Here is an 18329-nt window from a genome sequence, read left to right as displayed (position 1 = left end):
GTCAGATTGTGTCCCATGACTGATCGTCGGCCGCGGCCGCCGGCCTGCGGGGGGTCCAGGTCGAGCTCGTCGCCACCAGGTCCTCCGTCCAGGCCTCCAGCCGCCGCTGCCCGTCGGCGGCACCCGCGCCGGCCGGGTCGCCGAGCACCCCGTTCGGGGTCACGGCACGCAGCCCCGAGCGGCGCAGGGCGGGCAGCAGCGCGGACAGAGGCCGTCTCTCGCCGGCCGCGGCGCGGTCCCGGTGCACGGCCGCGGGCCGCAGCGCCAGCATCGCCGAGGTCTCGGCCCGGCCGGCGTGCGAGTCGGCCGGGTCTCCCGAGGGCTCCCAGAAGTGCACGGTGCGGCCCTCCGAAAGCAGCCGGGCCACGGCCCTCCTGAGCGGCACGGCGTTGCCGCCGTGACCGGAGACCAGGGCGACGGCGGCGAAGGCGTCCGCCGACCGCACCAACTCGGTCAGCAGCAGCTCGGTCGCCTCCCGGCCGATCGACAGGGTGCCGGGGAAACCGGCGTGCTCGCCGCTGGATCCGTAGGGCACCGGTGGCGCCAGCACGATCCAGTCGCGCGCGCACGCCAGCCGCTCGGCGAGCGCGACGGCGATGTCGGTGTCCACGGTGAACGGCAGGTGGGGGCCGTGCTGTTCGGTGGAGCCGACCGGAACGGCCAGTACGCTGCGCGAGGCGGTGGCGGCGACCTCGGGCCAGGTCAGTTCGGCGAGCCGGCGCGGACCGCTCACAGGACGCGCACTCCGTCCCGGCCCGGCCACTCGGCGGCGTCCGGGCGCAACGGCGCGGTGGTCCGGTGCCGCAGCGCCCCCCACCACACGCCCGCGCCGTACGCCAGGTCGTCGGCGACCCGGGCGGCCGTCCAGCGCGGAAGGTCCAGCGCCGGGCGCTGCCGGCGCCAGTCGGTGACGTGCCGTGCCAGCGCGGCGGCCAGCAGCACACGCCCTGGGCGCCCGGAGGCCAGGGCGGGCACCGCGAGGGGCCACCACGCGCGGGTCGCGGCGTCGGCGAGGAGCCGGCCGGCGCCCCAGTGGCCGCGCAGGGCCAGTTCCAGCGCGTCCTTCGCGGGCACTCCGACACCGCTCAGCTTGCGGGGCAGCAGGGCGGCCGTGCCCAGCGCGGTGGCGGCCGCGACCCCCGGGCGGCCCGCGGCCAGCGCAGCCCAGGAGGCCAGGCTCCAGGCCGAGGCCCGGACCGGGGCGACGGCACGGCCGTGCCGCAGGGCCAGCGGCGCGGCGGACGTTCCGTAGCCGAAGCGCTGGCGCAGCAGGGCCGGCCAGGTGGCGCGCGGGGCGTGCCGGACCGTGGAGGCGGGCTCGTAGCGCACCTGGTGGCCCGCGGCGGCCAGCCGCCACACGAAGTCGACGTCCTCGCCGAACCGCAGCCGCTCGTCGAACCCCCCGTGCTCCTTCAGCGCGTCGACGCGCACGACGAGGGCGGCCGTCGGCACGTAGCTCACCCGGCTCCCGGGGCGGACCACGGCAGGCAGCGGCCCGAGGTCGAGCGGCGACCGGTCCTGTTCGTAGCGCTCCAGCGCGGTGGTACCCGGCACGCTGCGCACCCGGGGGGCCACCGCGGCGACGGTGGGGTCCGCGAAGTGGGCGAGCAACGGCTCGAGCCAGCCCTCCTCGGGCACGACGTCCGCGTCCAGGAAGGCCACGAACCGCGTACCGGCGAGCCGCCAGCCGGTGTTGCGGGCGGCGGCGGGGCCGCGCGGGGCCGGGTGGCGGACGGCGGCCGACGGGTGCGGCACGGCGGAGCCGTCGTCGACGACCACGACGGCGGCGCACCGGTCCGCCGCCGGTGAGCCGTCGCCGGCGTCCGGGGCGTCCCGGACCGGGATCACCACGGTGACGTCGGCGGCGGCCGGCCGGGCGCCGGTGTGCACCGGATGGGCCATCTGGCACCGCACCAACTGGTCGGCGAGACGGCGGTGGGCCGGGTGGCCGGCCACCGGCTCGCCGGCGAGCCAGCCCTCCACCAGCCGCGCACCGCGCTCACTCAGGCGCAGCACCCGGTAGGGCGCACCGCCGAGCAGGGTCCGGCCGCCCGCCAGACGACGCAGTCCCGGGTCGGCGGCCAGCCGCAGCGCGGCGGCGGGGGCGGCGGGCTCGCCGGGGCCGGACGGGGCCGCCGGCGGGGGACCGGCCGGACTGGTCGTGGTGGGGGCCGTGGGGCGGTTCATGTGGTGAAACCTCCGTCCGCGTGGACCACGGTGCCGGTCACCGCGGAGGACTGCTCGCCGCACAGCCAGCAGATGGCGGCCGCGACCTCCTGCGGTTCGAGCAGCCGGTCCACCAGCTGGTGCCGGGCGAATTCCTCGGGATCGGCCAGCCCGTACAGGTCGGCGCTGGCGTCGAGCATCGCGGTGCGGGTGGACCCCGGCGAGACGGCGGTGGCGGTGACCCCGGTGCCGCGCAGGTCGGCGGCCAGCCCGCGAACCAGGCCCACCACCGCGTGCTTGGCGGCGTTGTATCCGGCCAGGTGCCACAGACCGCGGTGCGCGGCCGCGGAGGCCACGGCGACGAACCGGCCCGAGCGCGGGGCGGGCCGGGCGAGCAGCGCCGGGACCGCGGCCCGCGCCAGACGGGCCACTCCGCGCACCCCGGTCTCGAACAGCACGTCCCACTCGTCGTCGGTGGTCTCCCACAGGGGGCGCCCGCCCGCCATCACGGCGGCGGCGGCCACCGCGGCGTCCAGGGCGCCGAACTCCTCGTGCGCCAGCCGGACCGCCCGCTCCAGCGCCTCCGGGTCCCGTACGTCGGCGACCACCGGAAGGACGGCACCGGGCCGGCGTCCCGCCAGGGCCTTCAGCTGCTCCTCGGTGCCCAGCGGATAGCCGGCGCCGGGGACGTCGGCGCACACGTCGACCGCGACGACCTGCCAGCCGTCGGCCGCGAGCCGGTCCACGACGGCCGCGCCGATGCCCCGGGCGGCCCCCGTGACGAGGGCGGTCCTCACGCCCGCTCCCGCAGGTGCTCCAGCAGCAGACGGGCCGCCTCCTCGGGGCTGTCGGGCGTGACCAGCCGGGGCGGCGTGCGGGGCGGGGTGTGCGCTCCGGTGAGGGCCAGCAGCCGCTCGTGGGGCCGCTCCCCCTCGGGGGCGGGCAGGACCCGGGGGCGGGGCCGGTAGGGGCGGACGGTGCCCGCGCGGACCGCGGGGACGGGAGCGGCGGACACGGAGACCGCGGGGACGGGCCGGGTGCGGGCGGCGAGCACGGCGGCCAGCGGCGCCCGGCGTGCCACGGCCGTGCCCGGCTCCACCGAGCACACGGCCGGCAGGGGCAGGCCCAGCAGCTCACGACGGCCGCCGTCGAGCCGGCGCACCGCGCGCAGCCCGTCGCCGTCGGCGGTCAGTTCGGTCAGGCCGAGCGCCTGTGCCGCGCCCAGCGAGGCGGCCAGGTACGCCGGGGTGCTGCCGGTGCCGCGCTCCGTCGAGCGGTCCCCGCACACCACCAGTCCGGGGACGAGCCCCCGGGCGGCCAGCCCCGCGTGCAGGGACGCCGCGGTGGCGGCCCCGTCGCCGGCCGGCCCGTCGACGCGCAGTACGCCGTCGGCGCCGGCGGCCACGGCCTCGCGCAGCATCTCCTCGACCGCGGGTGGTCCCACGGTGACGGCCAGACAGCGTCCGCCCAGGTCCCCCGCGATCCGCAGGGCGACCTCCAGCGCGCAGCGGTCGGCGTCCGACGCGGCGCCGGCGTAGGCATCGGTGCTCACCCGGCCGGAGAGCGGGTCCACCGCGGCCCGCGGGTCGCTGTGGCGCAGCGCGGCCACCACCAGCACGGCGCTCACCCCTTCCGGAAGGCGACGCCGTGGCCGCCGTCGGGATAGGTCCAGGTGATGGCGCCGTCGGCGTCGCAGACCTGGTAGCAGGTGCCGCACTCGAAGCACTGTTCGTAGTTGAACAGGATCGAGCCGTCGTCGGTCGGCACGAACAGCCGGGCCGGGCAGGCGTGCACACAGACCCGGGTCGAACAGCCGCGGCACACGTCGGTGTCCACGGTGATGTGGGCCCGTTCGGAGAGCCGGAAGTCCACGGTGGACATCCGGTCCTCGAAGGAGCCGTCGGCGGGGCCGTCCGGCCCGCCGCCGGTCGTACGGGTCATCCGAAGGACCTCCATCCGGTGAACGCGTCGGACAGCAGATGGCGCACTCTCACCCCGTGCCGGCGGGCGGCGGACCGTGCCAGTGCGCCGAGCCCCGGCTTGGGGCGCGGGTTGTCGACGGTGAAGAAGTCCTGCGCGAGGTCGCACAGCAGCCCGGGGTAGGACCGCTGCACCCGGTCGGAGAAGACCAGCCGCGGCACCCGGCGCAGTCTGCGCAGGTCGGTGAGGACGAACGAGTCGTCCAGGGCGCGGCGGTAGCCGGCCAGGCCGGTTGCCGAGGTGTCGCCCGCGCCCACGGCCGCCGCCGCGGCGCGCCCGGCGTGCATGCCCGAGCCCAGCGCGTAGTTGACGCCCTCCAGCCAGACGCCGGCGGCCAGGCACATCGCGGCGGCGTCCCCCGCCACCACGATGCCGTCGCCGACCAGCTCGGGCATGGTGTCGTAGCCGCCCTCGGGGATCAGGTGCGCGGAGTACTCCTTGAGTCCGGCGCCCCGGATCAGCGGGGCCACCGCCGGGTGCGCCTTGAGGCCGGCGAGCACCTCCTCGGGCCGGGAGCCGGACGCCGCGAGCCCGGTCAGGGACAGTACGACGCCGATGCTGACGGAGTCGTAGTTGGTGTAGAGGAAGCCGCCGCCCGGGATGGTGCCGGTGCAGCCGAGGATCTCGATGTCCTGACCGTGCCGGCCGGTCAGACCGAAGCGCTGTTCGATCACTTCGGGAGGCAGCGCGAGGGTCTCCTTGACGCCGAGGGAGGTGTGCTCGGCCTGCCGTCCCGGGACCTTGTCGAACAGCCCCGCCTCCTTGGCGAGGAAGGAGTTGACGCCGTCGCAGGCGATCACGACGCGCGCGGTGAGGTCCCCGTCGGGCCGGTCGGTGCGCACCCCGCTCACCCGTCCCGAGGCGTCGCGCAGCAGGCCGGTGACGGTGGTCGACGGCACCAGGACCGCCCCCGCCTCCTGGGCGAGGGAGGCGAGCCAGCCGTCCAACTCCGCACGGTGGGCGGTCGCGCCGTTGTACGGGGCCGATCCCCAGTCCTCGGTCCGGAAGTCGACGGTGAGGGCCTGGTGACCGGTGAGCACCATCGTGGAGCGCCGGGTCACCCAGCGCTGCACCGGCAGGTGCCGCCACCAGTCCGGGACGAGTTCGCCGAGGACGCGGCCGTAGACGACACCGCCGTAGACGTTCTTGGCGCCCGGGTAGGGCCCGCGCTCCAGCAGTGCCACGGACCGTCCGGCGCGGGCGGCCTCCAGCGCGGCGGCCGATCCGGCGGGGCCGGCCCCGACGACCACGACGTCGAAGGCGGGCTGGTCGGTCATCGCGACGCTCCGTTGTCCTCGGGGGCGGCAAGGGTCCCGGAGCCGTCCGGGAGGCCCAACTGCCGGGCGACTTCGGTGAGTACGGCCGTGGCGTCGGCCACGATGCCCAGATCGGCCATGGCCGTCATCGGGCAGTGCGGGTCGGTGTTGACGCTCACCACATGGCGCGGGGCACCCAGACCGCCGGTGTGGTGGGGAGCGCCGGAGACACCGAAGGCGACGTAGAGGTCCGGGTCGACGGCGACACCGGTGGTGCCGATCTGCCGCTCGTGGCCGAGCCAGCCGGCGTCGGTGACCACCCGGGTCGCGCCGACCGCCGCGTCCAGCGCCGCGGCCACCCGCGCGAGCACGTCCACCGTCTCCCGCCCGCCGAGCCCACCGCCCGCGCCGAAGATCCTGCGGGCCTCGGCCAGACCGTCCGCGGTCGCGGATCCGGTCTCCGTCGCCAGGCACCGGGCGTCGGGCACCGGACGCGGCGCGTCGAGCCGGAGCTCGGTCAGCTCCGGTTCCGCCGGCTCCGGTTCGGCGCCGCGCAGCCCCGGCACCAGCGTGGCGACGAAGGGGCCGTCGGCGGTCAGCTCCACCAGGGCCCGGCCGTCCCAGCGCAGTACGTCGGCCCCGTGCGGCAGCACCTCCACCGCGCCGGCGAGCAACGGGCGGCCGAGCTCGGCGGCCAGGCGCGGCGCCAGATCACGGCCGTCGGGCGAGGCGGGCAGCACCACCGTGTGCACCGGGGCGAGCTGCGGGGCCACCGCGGCCGCCAGCGTCCCGGGGGCGGTCCCGGTCTCCGCGGCCCACACCCACCGCGCCGACGTCAGCGCCCCGGCGGCCTCCTTGGCGCCCGTGCCGGCGAGCAGGACGGCGCCGCCCGCCTCGGCTACGGCCTCGTCCGCGCCGGCGGGCAGCACGCCCTCGCGCACCACGACGACGGCGACGGCGGTGAGCCGGGAGGGCAGCGCGCTCACACCGCCACCCCCGCCCGGTGGCCCTCGACGACGGCCGCGTGCGCCCGGCGCGGGGTGAGGCAGTCGCCCGCCCGGTGCACGGCGAACGGCGCTCCCCGCAGGGCGTGCCACAGTTCGTCGGCCGGGGTCTGGTGCACCGCGCACACCACCCAGTCGTAGCGCTCCTGCGCGACCTCTCCCGTGGTGTGGGTGAGCACGTCCAGCTCCACTCCCGTCCCGTCCGGGCGCGCACCGGTCACCACCTGGTCCGTGGCGTGTTCGATGCCCTTGGCGTGGGCCCGCACCGAGTAGGTCTCCAGGTCGAGGGTGATGCCGAGGTCCTGCCCGACGACCATGCCGGGCGTGCCGACGCGGACCCGGCAGCCGCGGTCCGCCAGCAGCTCCGCCACGGAGGTCGCCTGGTGGAAGCCCAGTTCGTCCACGACGAGGACCCGCTCGCCGGCGCCGGGCGACGCCCGGCCCTCCAGGACGTCGCGCACGTCGACGACCCGCTCCAGACCGCCCGCCCAGTACGGCGGCTGCGGACGCGCCCCGGTGGCGAGCACCACCGCGTCCGGCGCGGCGGCCCGCACCGTCTCCTCGGTGGCCTCCACACCGGTACGGATCTCCACGCCGTGCCTGCGGCACTCGGCGAGCAGGTTGCGTACGACGTCGAGGAACTCGGCGCGGCCGGGGGCGGAGGCCGCCACCTGCACCTGCCCGCCGGTCGTCGCGGCCCGCTCGTACAGGGTCACCTGATGGCCGCGGCGCGCCGCGGTGGCCGCGGCCTGCAGACCGGCCGGCCCGCCGCCGACGACCAGCACCCGCCGGGGACGGGGGCCCGGGTCGGGCAGCGGGACCGACTCACGTCCCGCCCTCGGGTTCTCGATGCAGCCGAGCCAGCGGTTCAGGCCCATCCGGCCCACGCACTCCTGGTTGCAGGACAGGCAGGTGCGGATGTCGGGGGTCCGCCCGGCGCGGGCCTTCGCCGCGAAGTCCGGGTCGGCGATCTGCCCGCGCACCACGCCCACCAGGTCGCAGTGCCCCTCGGCCAGCGCCCGTTCCGCCTGCACCGGGTCCTTGATCCGGCCGACGCCGACGACGGGGAGCCGGACGGCGCGCCGGATCGCGTTGGAGATGAACAGGGCGTACCCGGGCGGCACCGTCATCGACGCCTCGATCATGTAGAGCGTCGACGTGGCCACGCCGATGGAGGTGTTGATGTAGTCGACCTTGCCGGTCGCCTCCACGAGCCGGGCGATCTCCACGGCCTCGTCGATGGTCGTGCCGCCCTCGACGAGTTCGTCCCCGCACAGCCGCACGCCGAGCGCCCGGTCCGGGCCCAGTGCCTCCCGTACCGCGTCGACGGTCTCCAGCAGGACGCGCGCGCGGTTCGCGAGCGAGCCGCCGTAGGCGTCGGTGCGGACGTTGGTCGTGGGGGAGAGGAAGCCGCGCACGATCGAGGAGTGCGAGCACTGGAGCTCCACCCCGTCGAAGCCGCCCTCGGCGCAGTGCCCGGCCACCGTGGCGTAACCGGCGGTGATCTCGGCGATCTCGGCGACGGTGACGGCTTTGGGGACCTCGCGGAAGAGTGGATCGGGCACCGGCGAGGGCGCCCACACCGGCAGCCGCGAGTACATCGACGACGCCTGGCCGCCGTTGTGGTTGAGCTGGGCGAGGATCGGCGTGCCGTGGGCGTGCACCGCCTCGGTGATACGGCGGTAACCGGGCACCGCCTCGGGCCGGTAGCCGTGGATCAGCTTCTCGTACGGCCAGTCCGTGGCGTGGGTGGAGTGTTCCTCCGTGATGACGAGTCCGGCGCCGCCCGCCGCACGGGCCGCGTAGTAGGCGGCGTGCTGTTCGCTGGGCAGCCCGTCCTCGGCGTAGTTGGTCAGGTGCGCGGAGAACACGATGCGGTTGGCCACCGTCAGCGGACCGATGCGCAGCGGCGAGAACAGATGGCGCAGGGCGCTCACCGGGCACCTCCTTCCAGCGCCAGGGCCGCCCGGCGTCCCTCCAGTACGGCCTCGTGCACCGTCCGCGGCGCCACGCAGTCCCCGGCACGCGCCCCGCCCTCCAGGGAGGTGTCGGGCAGCCGGTGACCGCAGTGCACCACGGCGGCGCACTCCAGCTTCCGCTGCTCGCCCGTGAGGACGTCCTCGACGACCACGGCGCCGTCGTGCACGGCACGCAGGGCGGCGCGTTTGACCAAGGTCACGCCGGCGCGCCGCAGTCTGCCGTTGGCGTCGGCGAGATCGCCGGTCAGCGCGAGCTGGGTGCCGACGACCTGGTCCTGGGTGACGATCAGGGTGCTGCGGCCCTGCGCGGCCAGGAGTTCGGCGACGGCCGTGCCGGTGGCGTCGCCGACCGGGTCGTGCACGAGGACCGGGCCGAGCGGCAGCCGGGCCCGCCCGGCCAGGACGTCGGCCGCCTCGACCACCTCGCCGCCCTCGACGTCGTACGGCCGCGGCCCCGGGCGGGAACCGGTGGCGAGCAGTGCCGTGCGGTCCGCCAGGTGGTCCTGGGAGATCCCGGTGCCGGTGCGGACCGTCACGCCCAGGCGGCGTACCTCGGCCTCCAGCCAGTCGGCGAGCGGTGCCCAGCGTGCCCCCGCGTCGCGCAGCGTGCCGCCGAGGCGTTCGCCGCGCTCGGCGAGCTCCACGCGGTGGCCCCGCCCGGCCAGGACCCGGGCCGCTTCCAGACCGGCGGGCCCGCCGCCGACCACGAGGACGTCCAGCGCGGCGTGGTCCGGCACCCGCCCGTCGAGCGGGCGGTCCTCGGTCTCGTGTCCGGCGGCCGGGTTCGCGACGCAGGAGACCACGGGATTGCGGTTGTCGCGCACCCGGCACTTCTGGTTGCACAGCACACAGGGACGGACGCGTCCGGGACGGCCCGCGCGCACCAGGGAGACGAGGTCGGGCTCGGCGATCTGCGCGCGGGTCATCTCCACCAGGTCGCAGACCGCGTCGTCCAGGGCCCGCTGTGCCTGCTCCGGGTCGGTCACCGAGCCCTGGAGCACCACGGGCACCGCGCCGTCCACCGCGGTGCGCACCGTGCGGCACAGCTCGGAGTTGAAGCCGGCGGGCGTGTGGAAGTCGGGCCTGGTGGCGGAGACCCCCATGGCGCAGCCGCGGACCACCACGAGGTAGTCCAGCGCGCCGGCCAGCTCCCGGGCGAGGCCGGTGGCGTGGTCGGGGGTGATGCCGGCCCAGGGGGCGAGCTCGTCGCAGGACAGCCGCAGGCCGAGCACCCGGTCGTCGCCCAGCACCGCGCGGACGGCGTGCAGCACCTCGCGCAGCAGCCTGGCCCGGTCGGTGCCGTAGTCGTCGGTGCGCTGGTTGGTGAGGCCGGACAGGAACTGCCGCAGCAGACTGTGCTGCCCGGCGTCGATCTCCACCCCCGCGAGACCGGCCCCGGCCGCGAGCGTCGCGGAGGCGGCGAATCCGTCGGTCAGGGCGGCGATCTCGGGCGCCTCCATCTCCATGGGCATCTCGCGGCTCACCACGTCCGCCACCCGGGACGGCGCCCACAGCGCCGACTGGTGATGGGCGGAGGAGCCCTGCGAACCGGCATGCCCGAGTGAGGCCAGCACCAGCGTGCCGTGCGGAGCGCAGGCCGCCGCGACGTCCGCCCAGCCCGCCGCGCAGTCGGCGGCCAGCGGGGCCCGTTCGTAGGGCCAGTCCGAGGGGTGGACGCTCGCCGTCTCGGTCACGACCAGTCCGGCACCGCCGGCGGCGCGCCGCTCGTAGTAGGCGACATGACGTCCGGACAGCCCACGGCCCCGGCCCAGGTTGGTCTCGTGCGGCCCGAACATCACCCGGCTGGGAGCCGTGCGAGGGCCCACGGCGACGGGGTCGGTCAGGCGCATGTCCGGCCGGCCTCCTCGCGCCCGGCCGTGAAGCCGGCCAGCGGACTGGTGTCGCAGGCCCGGTCGGGCGGCGGTGCGGCGGCGGGCGGGCCCCAGCCGATGGCGACCGGGACCGGCCGCGGGCGCGGGGCACGGGCGGTGCGGTGGGAGTGGTCCCCGGACGGGCGGGGCGCCCGGCCCCTGCCGGCCGAGGCGAGGGCGGACTCCGCGTTGCCCTTGACGCACTCCGGGTCGGGGCCGTCCAGCGGCAGCCCGGTGAAGAACTTGGCCGCCATGCAGCCGCCGCGGCACGCGTCGTACGCCGAGCACGCCGTGCACGCGCCGCCGGTCTGCGGGGCGCGCAGCTCGGCGAACAGGGAGGATTCGCGCCACACCGTCGTGAAGCCGCCCGGGGAGCGGACGTTGCCGGCGAGGAAGTCGTCGTGGATGGCGAACGGGCAGGCGTACACGTCGCCCACCGGGTCGATCAGGCACACCACGCGGCCCGCGCCGCACAGGTTGAGGCCCGGCAGCGAACCGGAACCGAGCGCGTTGAGGTGGAAGAACGAGTCGCCGGTCAGCACGCCCTCGCCCTGCCTCAGCAGCCACTCGTACAGCGCACGCTGCTGCTCGGCGGTGGGGTGCAGTTCGTCCCAGACGTCCGCGCCGCGTCCGGCGGGCCGGAGGCGGGTGAGGCGCAGCTGGGCTCCGTGCGCGTCGGCGAGTTCCTTGAACGCGTCGAGCTGCCCGGCGTTGTGCCGGGTCACCACCACGCTGAGCTTGAAGTCGCGCACGCCCGCGTCGGCGAGGTTGCGCATGGCCCGCGTCGCCGTCGCGTACGAACCGGCGCCGCGCACCGCGTCGTTGACCTCGGCGGTGGCGCCGTCCAGCGAGATCTGGACGTCCACGTAGTCACTGGCGGCCAGCCATCGGGCCCGCTGCGGGGTCAGGCGCACGCCGTTGGTGGAGAACTTCACGCCGACCTGGTGCTCGGTGGCGTACTGGACGAGCTCCCAGAAGTCCGGTCGCACGGTCGGCTCGCCGCCGCCGATGTTCACGTAGAAGACCTGCAGGCGCTGGAGTTCGTCGATGACCGCCTTGCACTCCGCCGTGGTCAGTTCACGCGGGTCGCGCCGCCCGGACGACGAAAGGCAGTGCACGCACGACAGATTGCAGCCGTACGTCAGTTCCCAGGTCAGGCAGATCGGGGCGTCCAGCCCGGTCTCGAAATGGTCGACGAGCCTCACGCCGCACGCTCCACAAACGGTTCGGGACGGATCTCGGGGCGGGGTTCGATCACTCCGCTGTCCGCGAGCGAGGCCAGGGCCCTGAGATAGGCGCCGTGCTGTTCGCGGGCCACACCCGCGCCGGTGAGCGCGGTGTGCACGTCGGGGTGGTCGCCGAGCGTCCGCACCACCTCGACCAGCGCCGGCGTCTTGAGGAAGCTCAGCCGACGGGTGCGGAAGTCGTAGGCGAGCGCGCCGAAGGGTTCCGGACGCAGCGCCACGCTGGGGGAACACCGGTGGGGGCGCTCGGGAGCGAACACTGCGGACTCCTGGCTAGTAGACACCGCACATGCCGTCGATCGAGACCTCCTCCACCAGCAGCTCCTCGGCTGCCAGCTCCTCGGCGCCCGGCTGGGCGGCCGTCTCGTTCTGTTCGGTCTCCGGCTCCGGGGCCATGGGCCGACTCCCTTCATGGAAATGTGAGTTTGACGGCCTACGACTCGATGGTGCGCGGTTTCCGTGAGATGAGTCCACCCCTAGATAGATAGGGGGGCGGGAGTACTCCGCCGGGCCCTCTCGACGCCTCACTATTGATGCGGCTGATTACCGCCGAACGAGAACTGCCAGTGAAATCCGAAGCATTGGAATAGGGAGGTCCCCATGGGCCGGGTGGCTGGAAAAGTGGCGCTGATAACCGGGGCCGGCCGAGGGCAGGGCCGCAGCCACGCCGTGCGGCTGGCCGAGGAGGGCGCCGACATCATCGCCGTCGATCTGTGCGAGGACATCGAGAGCGCGCCGTACCCCATGGCGGGCCCCGGTGACCTGGAGGAGACCGCGCGACTGGTCGAGAAGACGGGCCGCCGCGTCGTCGCCCGGCGCGCGGACGTGCGCGACCGCGACGCGCTCAAGGCCGCCATCGACGAGGGCGTGGCCGAACTGGGCCGCCTCGACGTGGTGGTCCCCAACGCGGGCATCCTGCCGATCGGCGCCGGACGCCCGATCGACGCCTTCACCGACACCGTCGACATCAACCTCTCCGGCGTCGTCAACACGGTGCACTTCGCGCTGCCGCACCTGGGCGAGGGCGCCTCGATCGTCGTCATCGGCTCGATGACCGGGCTGCAGCCGGGCCACGGCGACGTCTCGCCGGCCGGCCCCGGCTTCGCGGGCTACCGCTTCGCCAAGCACACGCTGGTCGAGTACGTCAACACGCTCTCGCAGCTCGTGGCGGGCAGCGGGCAGCGCGTCAACGCGGTCCACCCGACGAACGTGGACACCGACATGCTGCTCAACGACGCCGTGTACCGGACCTTCCGTCCGGACCTGGAGGAGCCGACCCGGGAGGACGTCGACCCCGTCTTCACCGGACTGCAGTCGATGCCGATCCCGTTCGTGAACCCCATCGACGTCTCGCACGCGGTGGTCTACCTCGCCTCCGACGAGTCCCGCTACGTCACCGGTCTGCACCTGAAGGTCGACGCCGGCGCGACCGTCAAACAGGGTCTGTGAGCCGGAGCGCAGAATTACTCGAAATGCGCTTGAGAACGACTCGAAAAACAACTGATAAAAGCGACGTCAATTAGGGGTGGTCAGGGACCTGTTAGGGGGGTGTGATCATGGCATGCATGGTCCCGTGGCCGCTTGAATGGATTGCGCACTGCGAATGCCTGCAGTCAGGGTGATCCATGCGAATACGCGGACGGCGTCTGTGCGGGTGCCCCATCCGTGAGGGATCGCAGCACCGAACGGAACGCATCGCGATGCCCGAGCAACCGGCGACGAAGGACGCACACACATGACCCCCACACAGACACGGGCAGGACGCAAGGAGTGGATCGCACTCGCTGTCCTGACCCTTCCCCTCCTCCTGGTCTCCATGGACATCACGGTGCTGTATTTCGGCGTGCCGTCGATCGCCGCCGAACTGGAGACCACCAGCACACAGCAGCTGTGGATGGTCGACATCTACGGGTTCATCCTCGCCGGCATGCTCATCACGATGGGCAGCGTCGGTGATGTCGTCGGCCGCCGCAGACTGCTGCTGATCGGTGCCACCGTCTTCGGCATAGCCTCGGTCGCGGCCGCCTTCGCGGGCAGCGCCGAGATGCTCATCGCGGCCCGCGCCCTGCAGGGTCTGGGCGGGGCGACCCTGATGCCCTCGACCCTGGCGCTGGTCACCAACATGTTCCGTGACCCCAAGCAGCGCAGCACCGCGATCGCCGTCTGGTCGATCGGGCTGTCCGCCGGTGCCGCGATCGGCCCGGTGATCAGCGGCAGCCTGCTGAACAGCTTCTGGTGGGGTTCGATCTTCCTGATCAACGTCCCCGTCCTGCTGCTCCTGCTGATCGCGGCCCCCCTGCTGGTGCCCGAGTACCGGTCCGCCACACCGCAGAAGTTCGACGTGCTCAGCGCGCTGCTGTCCCTGGCCGCCGTCCTCGCCGTCATCTGGGGCCTGAAGGAGGGCGCGGCCAAGGGGTTCGACGCCCTGACGCTGGCCGCCATCGCGGCCGGCGTCGTGGTCGGCGCGCTGTTCCTGATCCGCCAGTCGCGGCTCGCCCACCCGATGGTCGACCTGAGGCTGTACCGCAACCGCGGTTTCGCGCCCGCGATCTCGCTCAGCCTGATCGCCTTCTTCTGCCTGATCGGCTACGGCATCTTCACCACCCAGTACCTCATGGGCGTGCTCGGCATGCGCCCCCTGGAGGCGGCGCTGTGGACCATGGCGTCACCCGCCCTCACCTTCCTGCTCGTGCCCTTCGCGGTGATGGCCGCCCGCAAGGTGCGTCCCGCCTACGTGATCACGGCGGGCTTCGTCTTCGGCGCCACCGGCTTCGCCGCCATGACCCAGATCGGCCTGGAGCGCAACATGACGCTGCTGGTCTACGGAGTGGTGGGCATCGGCGTCGGCTCCGCGATCGTGCTCACCATGGTCACCGACCTGGTCGTGGCGGCGGCGCCGCCGGAGAAGGCCGGTTCGGTCTCCGCGCTCACCCAGACGCACCAGGAACTGGGCGGTGCCCTCGGCATCGCGGTACTCGGCACCATCGGCGCCAGCGCCTACAGCGGTTCCTTCGACGACCACATCGGCTCCGGCTTTGCCCAGTCGGCGCTGGAGCCGGCCCGCGAAACCCTGGGCGGCGCCGCGCAGGCCGCGACGCACCTCCCCGCCGCACAGGCCGAGGAGATCCTGCACACCGCCCACGGCGCGTTCGTGGACGCGATGCACATGACCGCCGCGACCGGCCTTGTCGTCGCTCTCGGTGCCGCGCTGCTCTCGGTGCTCAGGCTGCGGCACATCCAGGTCACTCAGAACGAGGAGAACACCTCCGAGAACTCTCCGGCAGCTGCCGGCACCCACAGCGTGCCCCGGCCCGAGGTCGCGGTCCGTACGGCGGAGTGACCGAGAAACCCCTGTCCGCAAGCCCTTCTCATCGAAACGAGGTGGAACACCGTGGTCGACGCCTACGGCAGCGCATCACACGAGACGGTCCGTCTGGAGACGGTCCGCAAGATCTACACCCGAGGGGAGAACAGCGTCGCCGCCCTGGCCGGAGTCACCGTAGGTTTCCACCAGGGCACCTTCACCGCGGTGATGGGCCCCTCGGGGTCCGGTAAGAGCACGCTGCTGCACTGCGCGGCCGGCCTGGACCGGCCGACGTCCGGCCAGGTCTTCCTCGAGGGGACCGATCTGAGCTCGCTCAGCGAGAAGAAGCTCACCCTGATGCGCCGCGACCGCATCGGCTTCATCTTCCAGGCCTTCAACCTGATGCCGGCCCTGACCGTGCGTCAGAACGTGGTGCTGCCCCTGCAGCTGGCAGGACGCAAGCCCAAGAAGGCCTTCGTCGACGAGGTCATCGGCCGGGTGGGCCTCGGCGACCGCCAGGGCCACCGCCCGTCCGAGCTCTCCGGCGGCCAGCAGCAGCGCGTCGCCATCGCCCGCGCCCTGGTCACCCAGCCGTCGGTGGTCTTCGCCGACGAGCCGACCGGTGCGCTGGACACCAGGACGGCACGCGATGTGCTGACGCTGCTGCGCGAGTCGGTGCACGTGTCGGGCCAGACCATCGTGATGGTCACGCACGACCCGGTGGCCGCCTCCTTCGCCGACCGCGTGGTCTTCCTCGCGGACGGCCAGATCGCCTCGGAACTGCACCGGCCCACCGCGGCCGCGGTGGCGGAGCAGATGACCCACCTCAGCGACGCGGTAGCTCCCGTCGCCGTCGCGGCCGGGAGTGTGTGATGTTCCGACTGTCCCTGCGTACCCTGCGTTTCCGCTGGCAGGGTTTCGCCGCGACCTTCGTCGCGCTGCTGGTGTGCGGTGTCATCATGACCGCCGCCGGCAGCATGATGGAGACCGGCGTGCGGGCCGTGATGCCCGCCGAACGTCTCGCGGCGGCCCCGATCGTGGTCACCGGCAGCCCCGACTACGAGCAGCACAACAGCCCGGTCGCCTCCCTGGCCGAGCAGGTGCCGGTCGAGGCCGGCCTGGTGGACACCGTCGCGTCCGTGCCCGGTGTGGCCAAGGCCGTGCCCGACGTCTGGTTCCCCGCGAGCGCGGTGAAGAACGGTGAGACGGTCGCCGAGGCCGACCACGACTCCTTCGGCTACGGGTGGGCCTCGGCCCAGCTCATGCCGTACCGGCTGAGCGACGGCGCGGAGCCCAAGGCCGCCGGCGAGGTCGTCGTCGACTCCGACGTGGCCGAGGCCCTCGGCGCGGGCACGGGCGACTCCGTCGACGTCGCCGTGGCCGGTGGCACCGAGACCTTCAGGATCAGCGGTGTCGCCGACGCCTCCCGCTCGACCGACCGGCACGCGCTGTTCTTCTCGCCCGCGGACACCGAGCGGCTGACCAACGACCCCGGTCAGGTCGAGGCGATCGGTGTCTTCCTGGAGCCCGGCGCCGACCTGGCGAAGACCGAGCAGGCCATCGCCGACAAGGTGGGCAAGCAGGTCTCCGTCCTGTCGGGCGACGACCGCGGCGAGGCCGAGCGTTCCGACATCGACATGACCGACCTCATCCTGGTGCCCGCGCTGCTCGGCGGCCTCGCGGTCATGGCCGGTCTGCTGGGTGTCGCCTCGACGCTGTCGCTCTCCTTCCAGCAGCGGCACCGCGAGGTGGCCCTGCTGCGGGCCGTCGGCGGCACCCCCGCCCAGCTGCGCCGCATGATCATCGGCGAGACGCTGGTGGTGGCGGTGCTGGCGACCCTGATCGCGATGCTGCCCGGCCGGGACGTCGGCGAGCTGATCTTCGACCGGCTGGTCGACATCGGTATCGCGCCCGAGGGCGTCGTCTACTACCGCGGCTGGCTGCCGGTCGTGGCGGCGGGCCTCGTGTCCGTCCTCACCTCCGTCGGAGCCGCCGCCATCGCCAGCCGGCGCGTGGTGCGCACCCGGGCCATCGAGGCACTGGGCGACGACGAGGGACAGCAGTTCCGCATCGGCAAGGTCAGGCTCACGTTCGCGGTGCTCTGCTTCGTGCTGTGCGGCGCCTGCGTGTTCTCCGCGTTCAACTTCGTCACCGGGCCGTTCATCGCCACACCGTCCACCTGGGCGTCCATCATGTTCGCCGTCGGGCTCGCGCTGCTGGGCCCCGCCATCACCAAGGGCCTCACCCGCGTCCTCGGTCCGGTGGTCCGGGCGGTCTCCGGGCTGCCCGGCATGATGGCCACGAACAACGCGCAGGTCAGGGCCGTCCGGATGGCCGCGGTGGTCACCCCGGTGATGCTGCTGACCGGCATCGCCACGGCGAACCTCTACCTGATCGCCACCGAGTCCAGCGTCAGCAGCGTCTACACCGAGCAGCTCAAGAGCGACGTCGTGCTCAAGGGCGGCCCGGACGGTCTCGCCCCCGAAACCCTCCAGAAGGTCCGCGACCTGCCCGAGGTCGGCGCGGCGTCGGAGTTCGTCGCCAGTTCCGGCTACATCGACAAGCCGGACGACCCCTGGAAGAACAAGGACCTGGCCGGCTGGCAGCTGCTCGGCTACAACGCGGACAGCGTCGCGGAGGTCGGCGGTGCCCGGGCGACCAGCGGGGACCTGAAGCAGCTCACCGGGAACACCGTCGCCATCGCCGACACCTACGCCAAGGAGTTCAGCGGCGGCGTCGGCGACACCATGACGCTGCGCATGGGCGACGGCGCCCCGCAGGAACTGCGCATCGTCGCGGTGTTCAAGTCCAAGGAGAGCTTCGAGTCGCTGCTGCTGCCGGTGGACCTGCTGGCGAAGCACACCACGGTCGGACTGCCGACGCACATCGTGGTGACGCCCGCCGACGGCGTGAGCGAGGACAAGGCGAAGGCGGCGCTGACCACCCTGTCCAAGACGCTGCCGGGTACCGAGGTCGTCGACCGCAAGGAGATGACCGAGGCGTTCAACCACCACCTGGGTGCCCAGGCCATGGTCAGCTACATGATGATCGGCACGCTGTTCGGCTACATCACCATCTCCGTGCTGAACAGCCTCTGGCTGTCCGTCAGCAGGCGGCGCCGTGAGTTCGCACTGCAGCGCCTGACCGGGGCCACCCCGGCGCAGATCATGCGGATGATGGCGATCGAGGGCGGCATCACCGCCGTCATCGGCGTCGCCCTCGGCACGCTGGTGGCGCCCGCCACCTTCATCACCTTCAGCCTGGCGCGGGCCGGTACGGCCGTGCCGGCGGGATCGGTGTGGCTGTACATCGGCATGGCGGCGTTCGCCTTCGTACTGACCATGGCGGCGACGCTGCTGCCGACCTGGCGGGCGCTGAAGGCGCGTCCGCTGGAGGGCGCGGTACTCGCCGCATAAAGTTCGGGAAAACCATTGATTCGGGTCCCCTTCCGCCTAGCGGTCGGGGACCCGAATTACGCTGCCGCAAGCGTCCTTTTAGGGGTCGCCTAAGGGGTCTTCGGCGTCT

General features: G+C 73.7%; 16 protein-coding genes. 4 read left to right on the top strand and 12 right to left on the bottom strand.

Annotation, left to right across the window (positions count from 1 at the left end; translation table 11 throughout):
• Window position 1 precedes the first annotated feature (1 nt).
• The 12 genes from mftE to mftA are packed head-to-tail and all read right to left on the bottom strand — an operon-like array spanning window position 2 to window position 11896.
• Window positions 2–733: a mycofactocin biosynthesis peptidyl-dipeptidase MftE gene (gene mftE / locus ACIGO6_RS36905; RefSeq protein WP_399884298.1), complete on the bottom strand. Its 732-nt coding sequence runs from the start codon at window positions 731–733 to the stop codon at window positions 2–4.
• The gene (mftF, locus tag ACIGO6_RS36900) at window positions 730–2187 is read right to left on the bottom strand and encodes a mycofactocin biosynthesis glycosyltransferase MftF (RefSeq protein ID WP_399884296.1); all 1458 of its coding nucleotides are present in this window, start codon (window positions 2185–2187) and stop codon (window positions 730–732) included. Before mftF ends, mftE begins: the two co-directional genes overlap by 4 nt.
• On the bottom strand, window positions 2184–2963 hold the full coding sequence (locus tag ACIGO6_RS36895; protein ID WP_399884294.1) for a mycofactocin-coupled SDR family oxidoreductase: 780 nt from the start codon (window positions 2961–2963) through the stop codon (window positions 2184–2186). Before ACIGO6_RS36895 ends, mftF begins: the two co-directional genes overlap by 4 nt.
• On the bottom strand, window positions 2960–3793 hold the full coding sequence (locus tag ACIGO6_RS36890) for a mycofactocin-associated electron transfer flavoprotein beta subunit (RefSeq protein ID WP_399884292.1): 834 nt from the start codon (window positions 3791–3793) through the stop codon (window positions 2960–2962). The genes ACIGO6_RS36895 and ACIGO6_RS36890 overlap by 4 nt, the downstream gene beginning before the upstream one ends.
• Window positions 3790–4107, bottom strand: a complete 318-nt coding sequence (locus tag ACIGO6_RS36885; RefSeq protein WP_399884290.1) for a ferredoxin family protein — start codon at window positions 4105–4107, stop codon at window positions 3790–3792. The genes ACIGO6_RS36890 and ACIGO6_RS36885 overlap by 4 nt, the downstream gene beginning before the upstream one ends.
• Window positions 4104–5423 carry an FAD-dependent oxidoreductase gene (locus tag ACIGO6_RS36880; protein ID WP_399884288.1) on the bottom strand — a complete coding sequence of 440 codons (1320 nt, stop codon included), beginning with the start codon at window positions 5421–5423 and terminating at the stop codon, window positions 4104–4106. Before ACIGO6_RS36880 ends, ACIGO6_RS36885 begins: the two co-directional genes overlap by 4 nt.
• Entirely contained in the window at window positions 5420–6388 is a 969-nt protein-coding gene (locus tag ACIGO6_RS36875; protein ID WP_399884286.1) for a mycofactocin-associated electron transfer flavoprotein alpha subunit, read from the bottom strand. The genes ACIGO6_RS36880 and ACIGO6_RS36875 overlap by 4 nt, the downstream gene beginning before the upstream one ends.
• The gene (locus tag ACIGO6_RS36870; protein ID WP_399884284.1) at window positions 6385–8343 is read right to left on the bottom strand and encodes a mycofactocin system FadH/OYE family oxidoreductase 2; all 1959 of its coding nucleotides are present in this window, start codon (window positions 8341–8343) and stop codon (window positions 6385–6387) included. Before ACIGO6_RS36870 ends, ACIGO6_RS36875 begins: the two co-directional genes overlap by 4 nt.
• Window positions 8340–10235 (bottom strand): mycofactocin system FadH/OYE family oxidoreductase 1, encoded by a 1896-nt coding sequence (locus ACIGO6_RS36865; RefSeq protein WP_399884282.1) that lies wholly within the window; start codon window positions 10233–10235, stop codon window positions 8340–8342. Before ACIGO6_RS36865 ends, ACIGO6_RS36870 begins: the two co-directional genes overlap by 4 nt.
• Window positions 10226–11461 (bottom strand): mycofactocin radical SAM maturase, encoded by a 1236-nt coding sequence (gene mftC, locus ACIGO6_RS36860; RefSeq protein WP_399884280.1) that lies wholly within the window; start codon window positions 11459–11461, stop codon window positions 10226–10228. Before mftC ends, ACIGO6_RS36865 begins: the two co-directional genes overlap by 10 nt.
• Entirely contained in the window at window positions 11458–11760 is a 303-nt protein-coding gene (mftB, locus tag ACIGO6_RS36855) for a mycofactocin biosynthesis chaperone MftB (protein WP_399884278.1), read from the bottom strand. The genes mftC and mftB overlap by 4 nt, the downstream gene beginning before the upstream one ends.
• A 13-nt stretch (window positions 11761–11773) precedes the next feature.
• Window positions 11774–11896, bottom strand: a complete 123-nt coding sequence (gene mftA, locus ACIGO6_RS36850; RefSeq protein ID WP_399884275.1) for a mycofactocin precursor MftA — start codon at window positions 11894–11896, stop codon at window positions 11774–11776.
• A gap of 204 nt (window positions 11897–12100) precedes the next feature.
• On the opposite strand from mftA, the gene ACIGO6_RS36845 reads away from it, so the two are divergent.
• The 4 genes from ACIGO6_RS36845 to ACIGO6_RS36830 all read left to right on the top strand — a co-directional run bounded on the left by ACIGO6_RS36845 (window position 12101) and on the right by ACIGO6_RS36830 (window position 18220).
• A complete protein-coding gene (locus ACIGO6_RS36845) occupies window positions 12101–12949 on the top strand; it encodes a mycofactocin-coupled SDR family oxidoreductase (protein ID WP_399884273.1) in 849 nt (282 codons plus the stop codon).
• Window positions 12950–13235: 286 nt separating this feature from the next.
• Complete coding sequence (locus ACIGO6_RS36840) at window positions 13236–14840, top strand: MFS transporter (protein WP_399884271.1); 1605 nt, start codon at window positions 13236–13238, stop codon at window positions 14838–14840.
• A gap of 51 nt (window positions 14841–14891) precedes the next feature.
• Window positions 14892–15677: an ABC transporter ATP-binding protein gene (locus ACIGO6_RS36835; RefSeq protein WP_399884267.1), complete on the top strand. Its 786-nt coding sequence runs from the start codon at window positions 14892–14894 to the stop codon at window positions 15675–15677.
• Window positions 15677–18220: an FtsX-like permease family protein gene (locus ACIGO6_RS36830; RefSeq protein WP_399884265.1), complete on the top strand. Its 2544-nt coding sequence runs from the start codon at window positions 15677–15679 to the stop codon at window positions 18218–18220. The genes ACIGO6_RS36835 and ACIGO6_RS36830 overlap by 1 nt, the downstream gene beginning before the upstream one ends.
• The last annotated feature ends 109 nt before the right edge of the window (window positions 18221–18329 follow it).

Source organism: Streptomyces sp. NPDC053750 (assembly GCF_044544295.1).
In the GTDB taxonomy this organism is placed as follows: Bacteria; Actinomycetota; Actinomycetes; order Streptomycetales; family Streptomycetaceae; genus Streptomyces.
Note: the sequence above shows the minus strand (reverse complement) of the source record. Positions and strands in the feature narration are given on the sequence as shown.

What these genes read in the sequence shown, in the direction of transcription:
- mftF (WP_399884296.1), bottom strand. Translation starts at nt 2,187, where the DNA reads ATGAACCGCCCCACGGCCCCCACCACGACCAGTCCGGCCGGTCCCCCG.
- ACIGO6_RS36885 (WP_399884290.1), bottom strand. Translation starts at nt 4,107, where the DNA reads ATGACCCGTACGACCGGCGGCGGGCCGGACGGCCCCGCCGACGGCTCC.
- ACIGO6_RS36845 (WP_399884273.1), top strand. Translation starts at nt 12,101, where the DNA reads ATGGGCCGGGTGGCTGGAAAAGTGGCGCTGATAACCGGGGCCGGCCGA.
- ACIGO6_RS36840 (WP_399884271.1), top strand. Translation starts at nt 13,236, where the DNA reads ATGACCCCCACACAGACACGGGCAGGACGCAAGGAGTGGATCGCACTC.
- mftA (WP_399884275.1), bottom strand. Translation starts at nt 11,896, where the DNA reads ATGGCCCCGGAGCCGGAGACCGAACAGAACGAGACGGCCGCCCAGCCG.
- ACIGO6_RS36865 (WP_399884282.1), bottom strand. Translation starts at nt 10,235, where the DNA reads ATGCGCCTGACCGACCCCGTCGCCGTGGGCCCTCGCACGGCTCCCAGC.
- ACIGO6_RS36830 (WP_399884265.1), top strand. Translation starts at nt 15,677, where the DNA reads ATGTTCCGACTGTCCCTGCGTACCCTGCGTTTCCGCTGGCAGGGTTTC.
- ACIGO6_RS36880 (WP_399884288.1), bottom strand. Translation starts at nt 5,423, where the DNA reads ATGACCGACCAGCCCGCCTTCGACGTCGTGGTCGTCGGGGCCGGCCCC.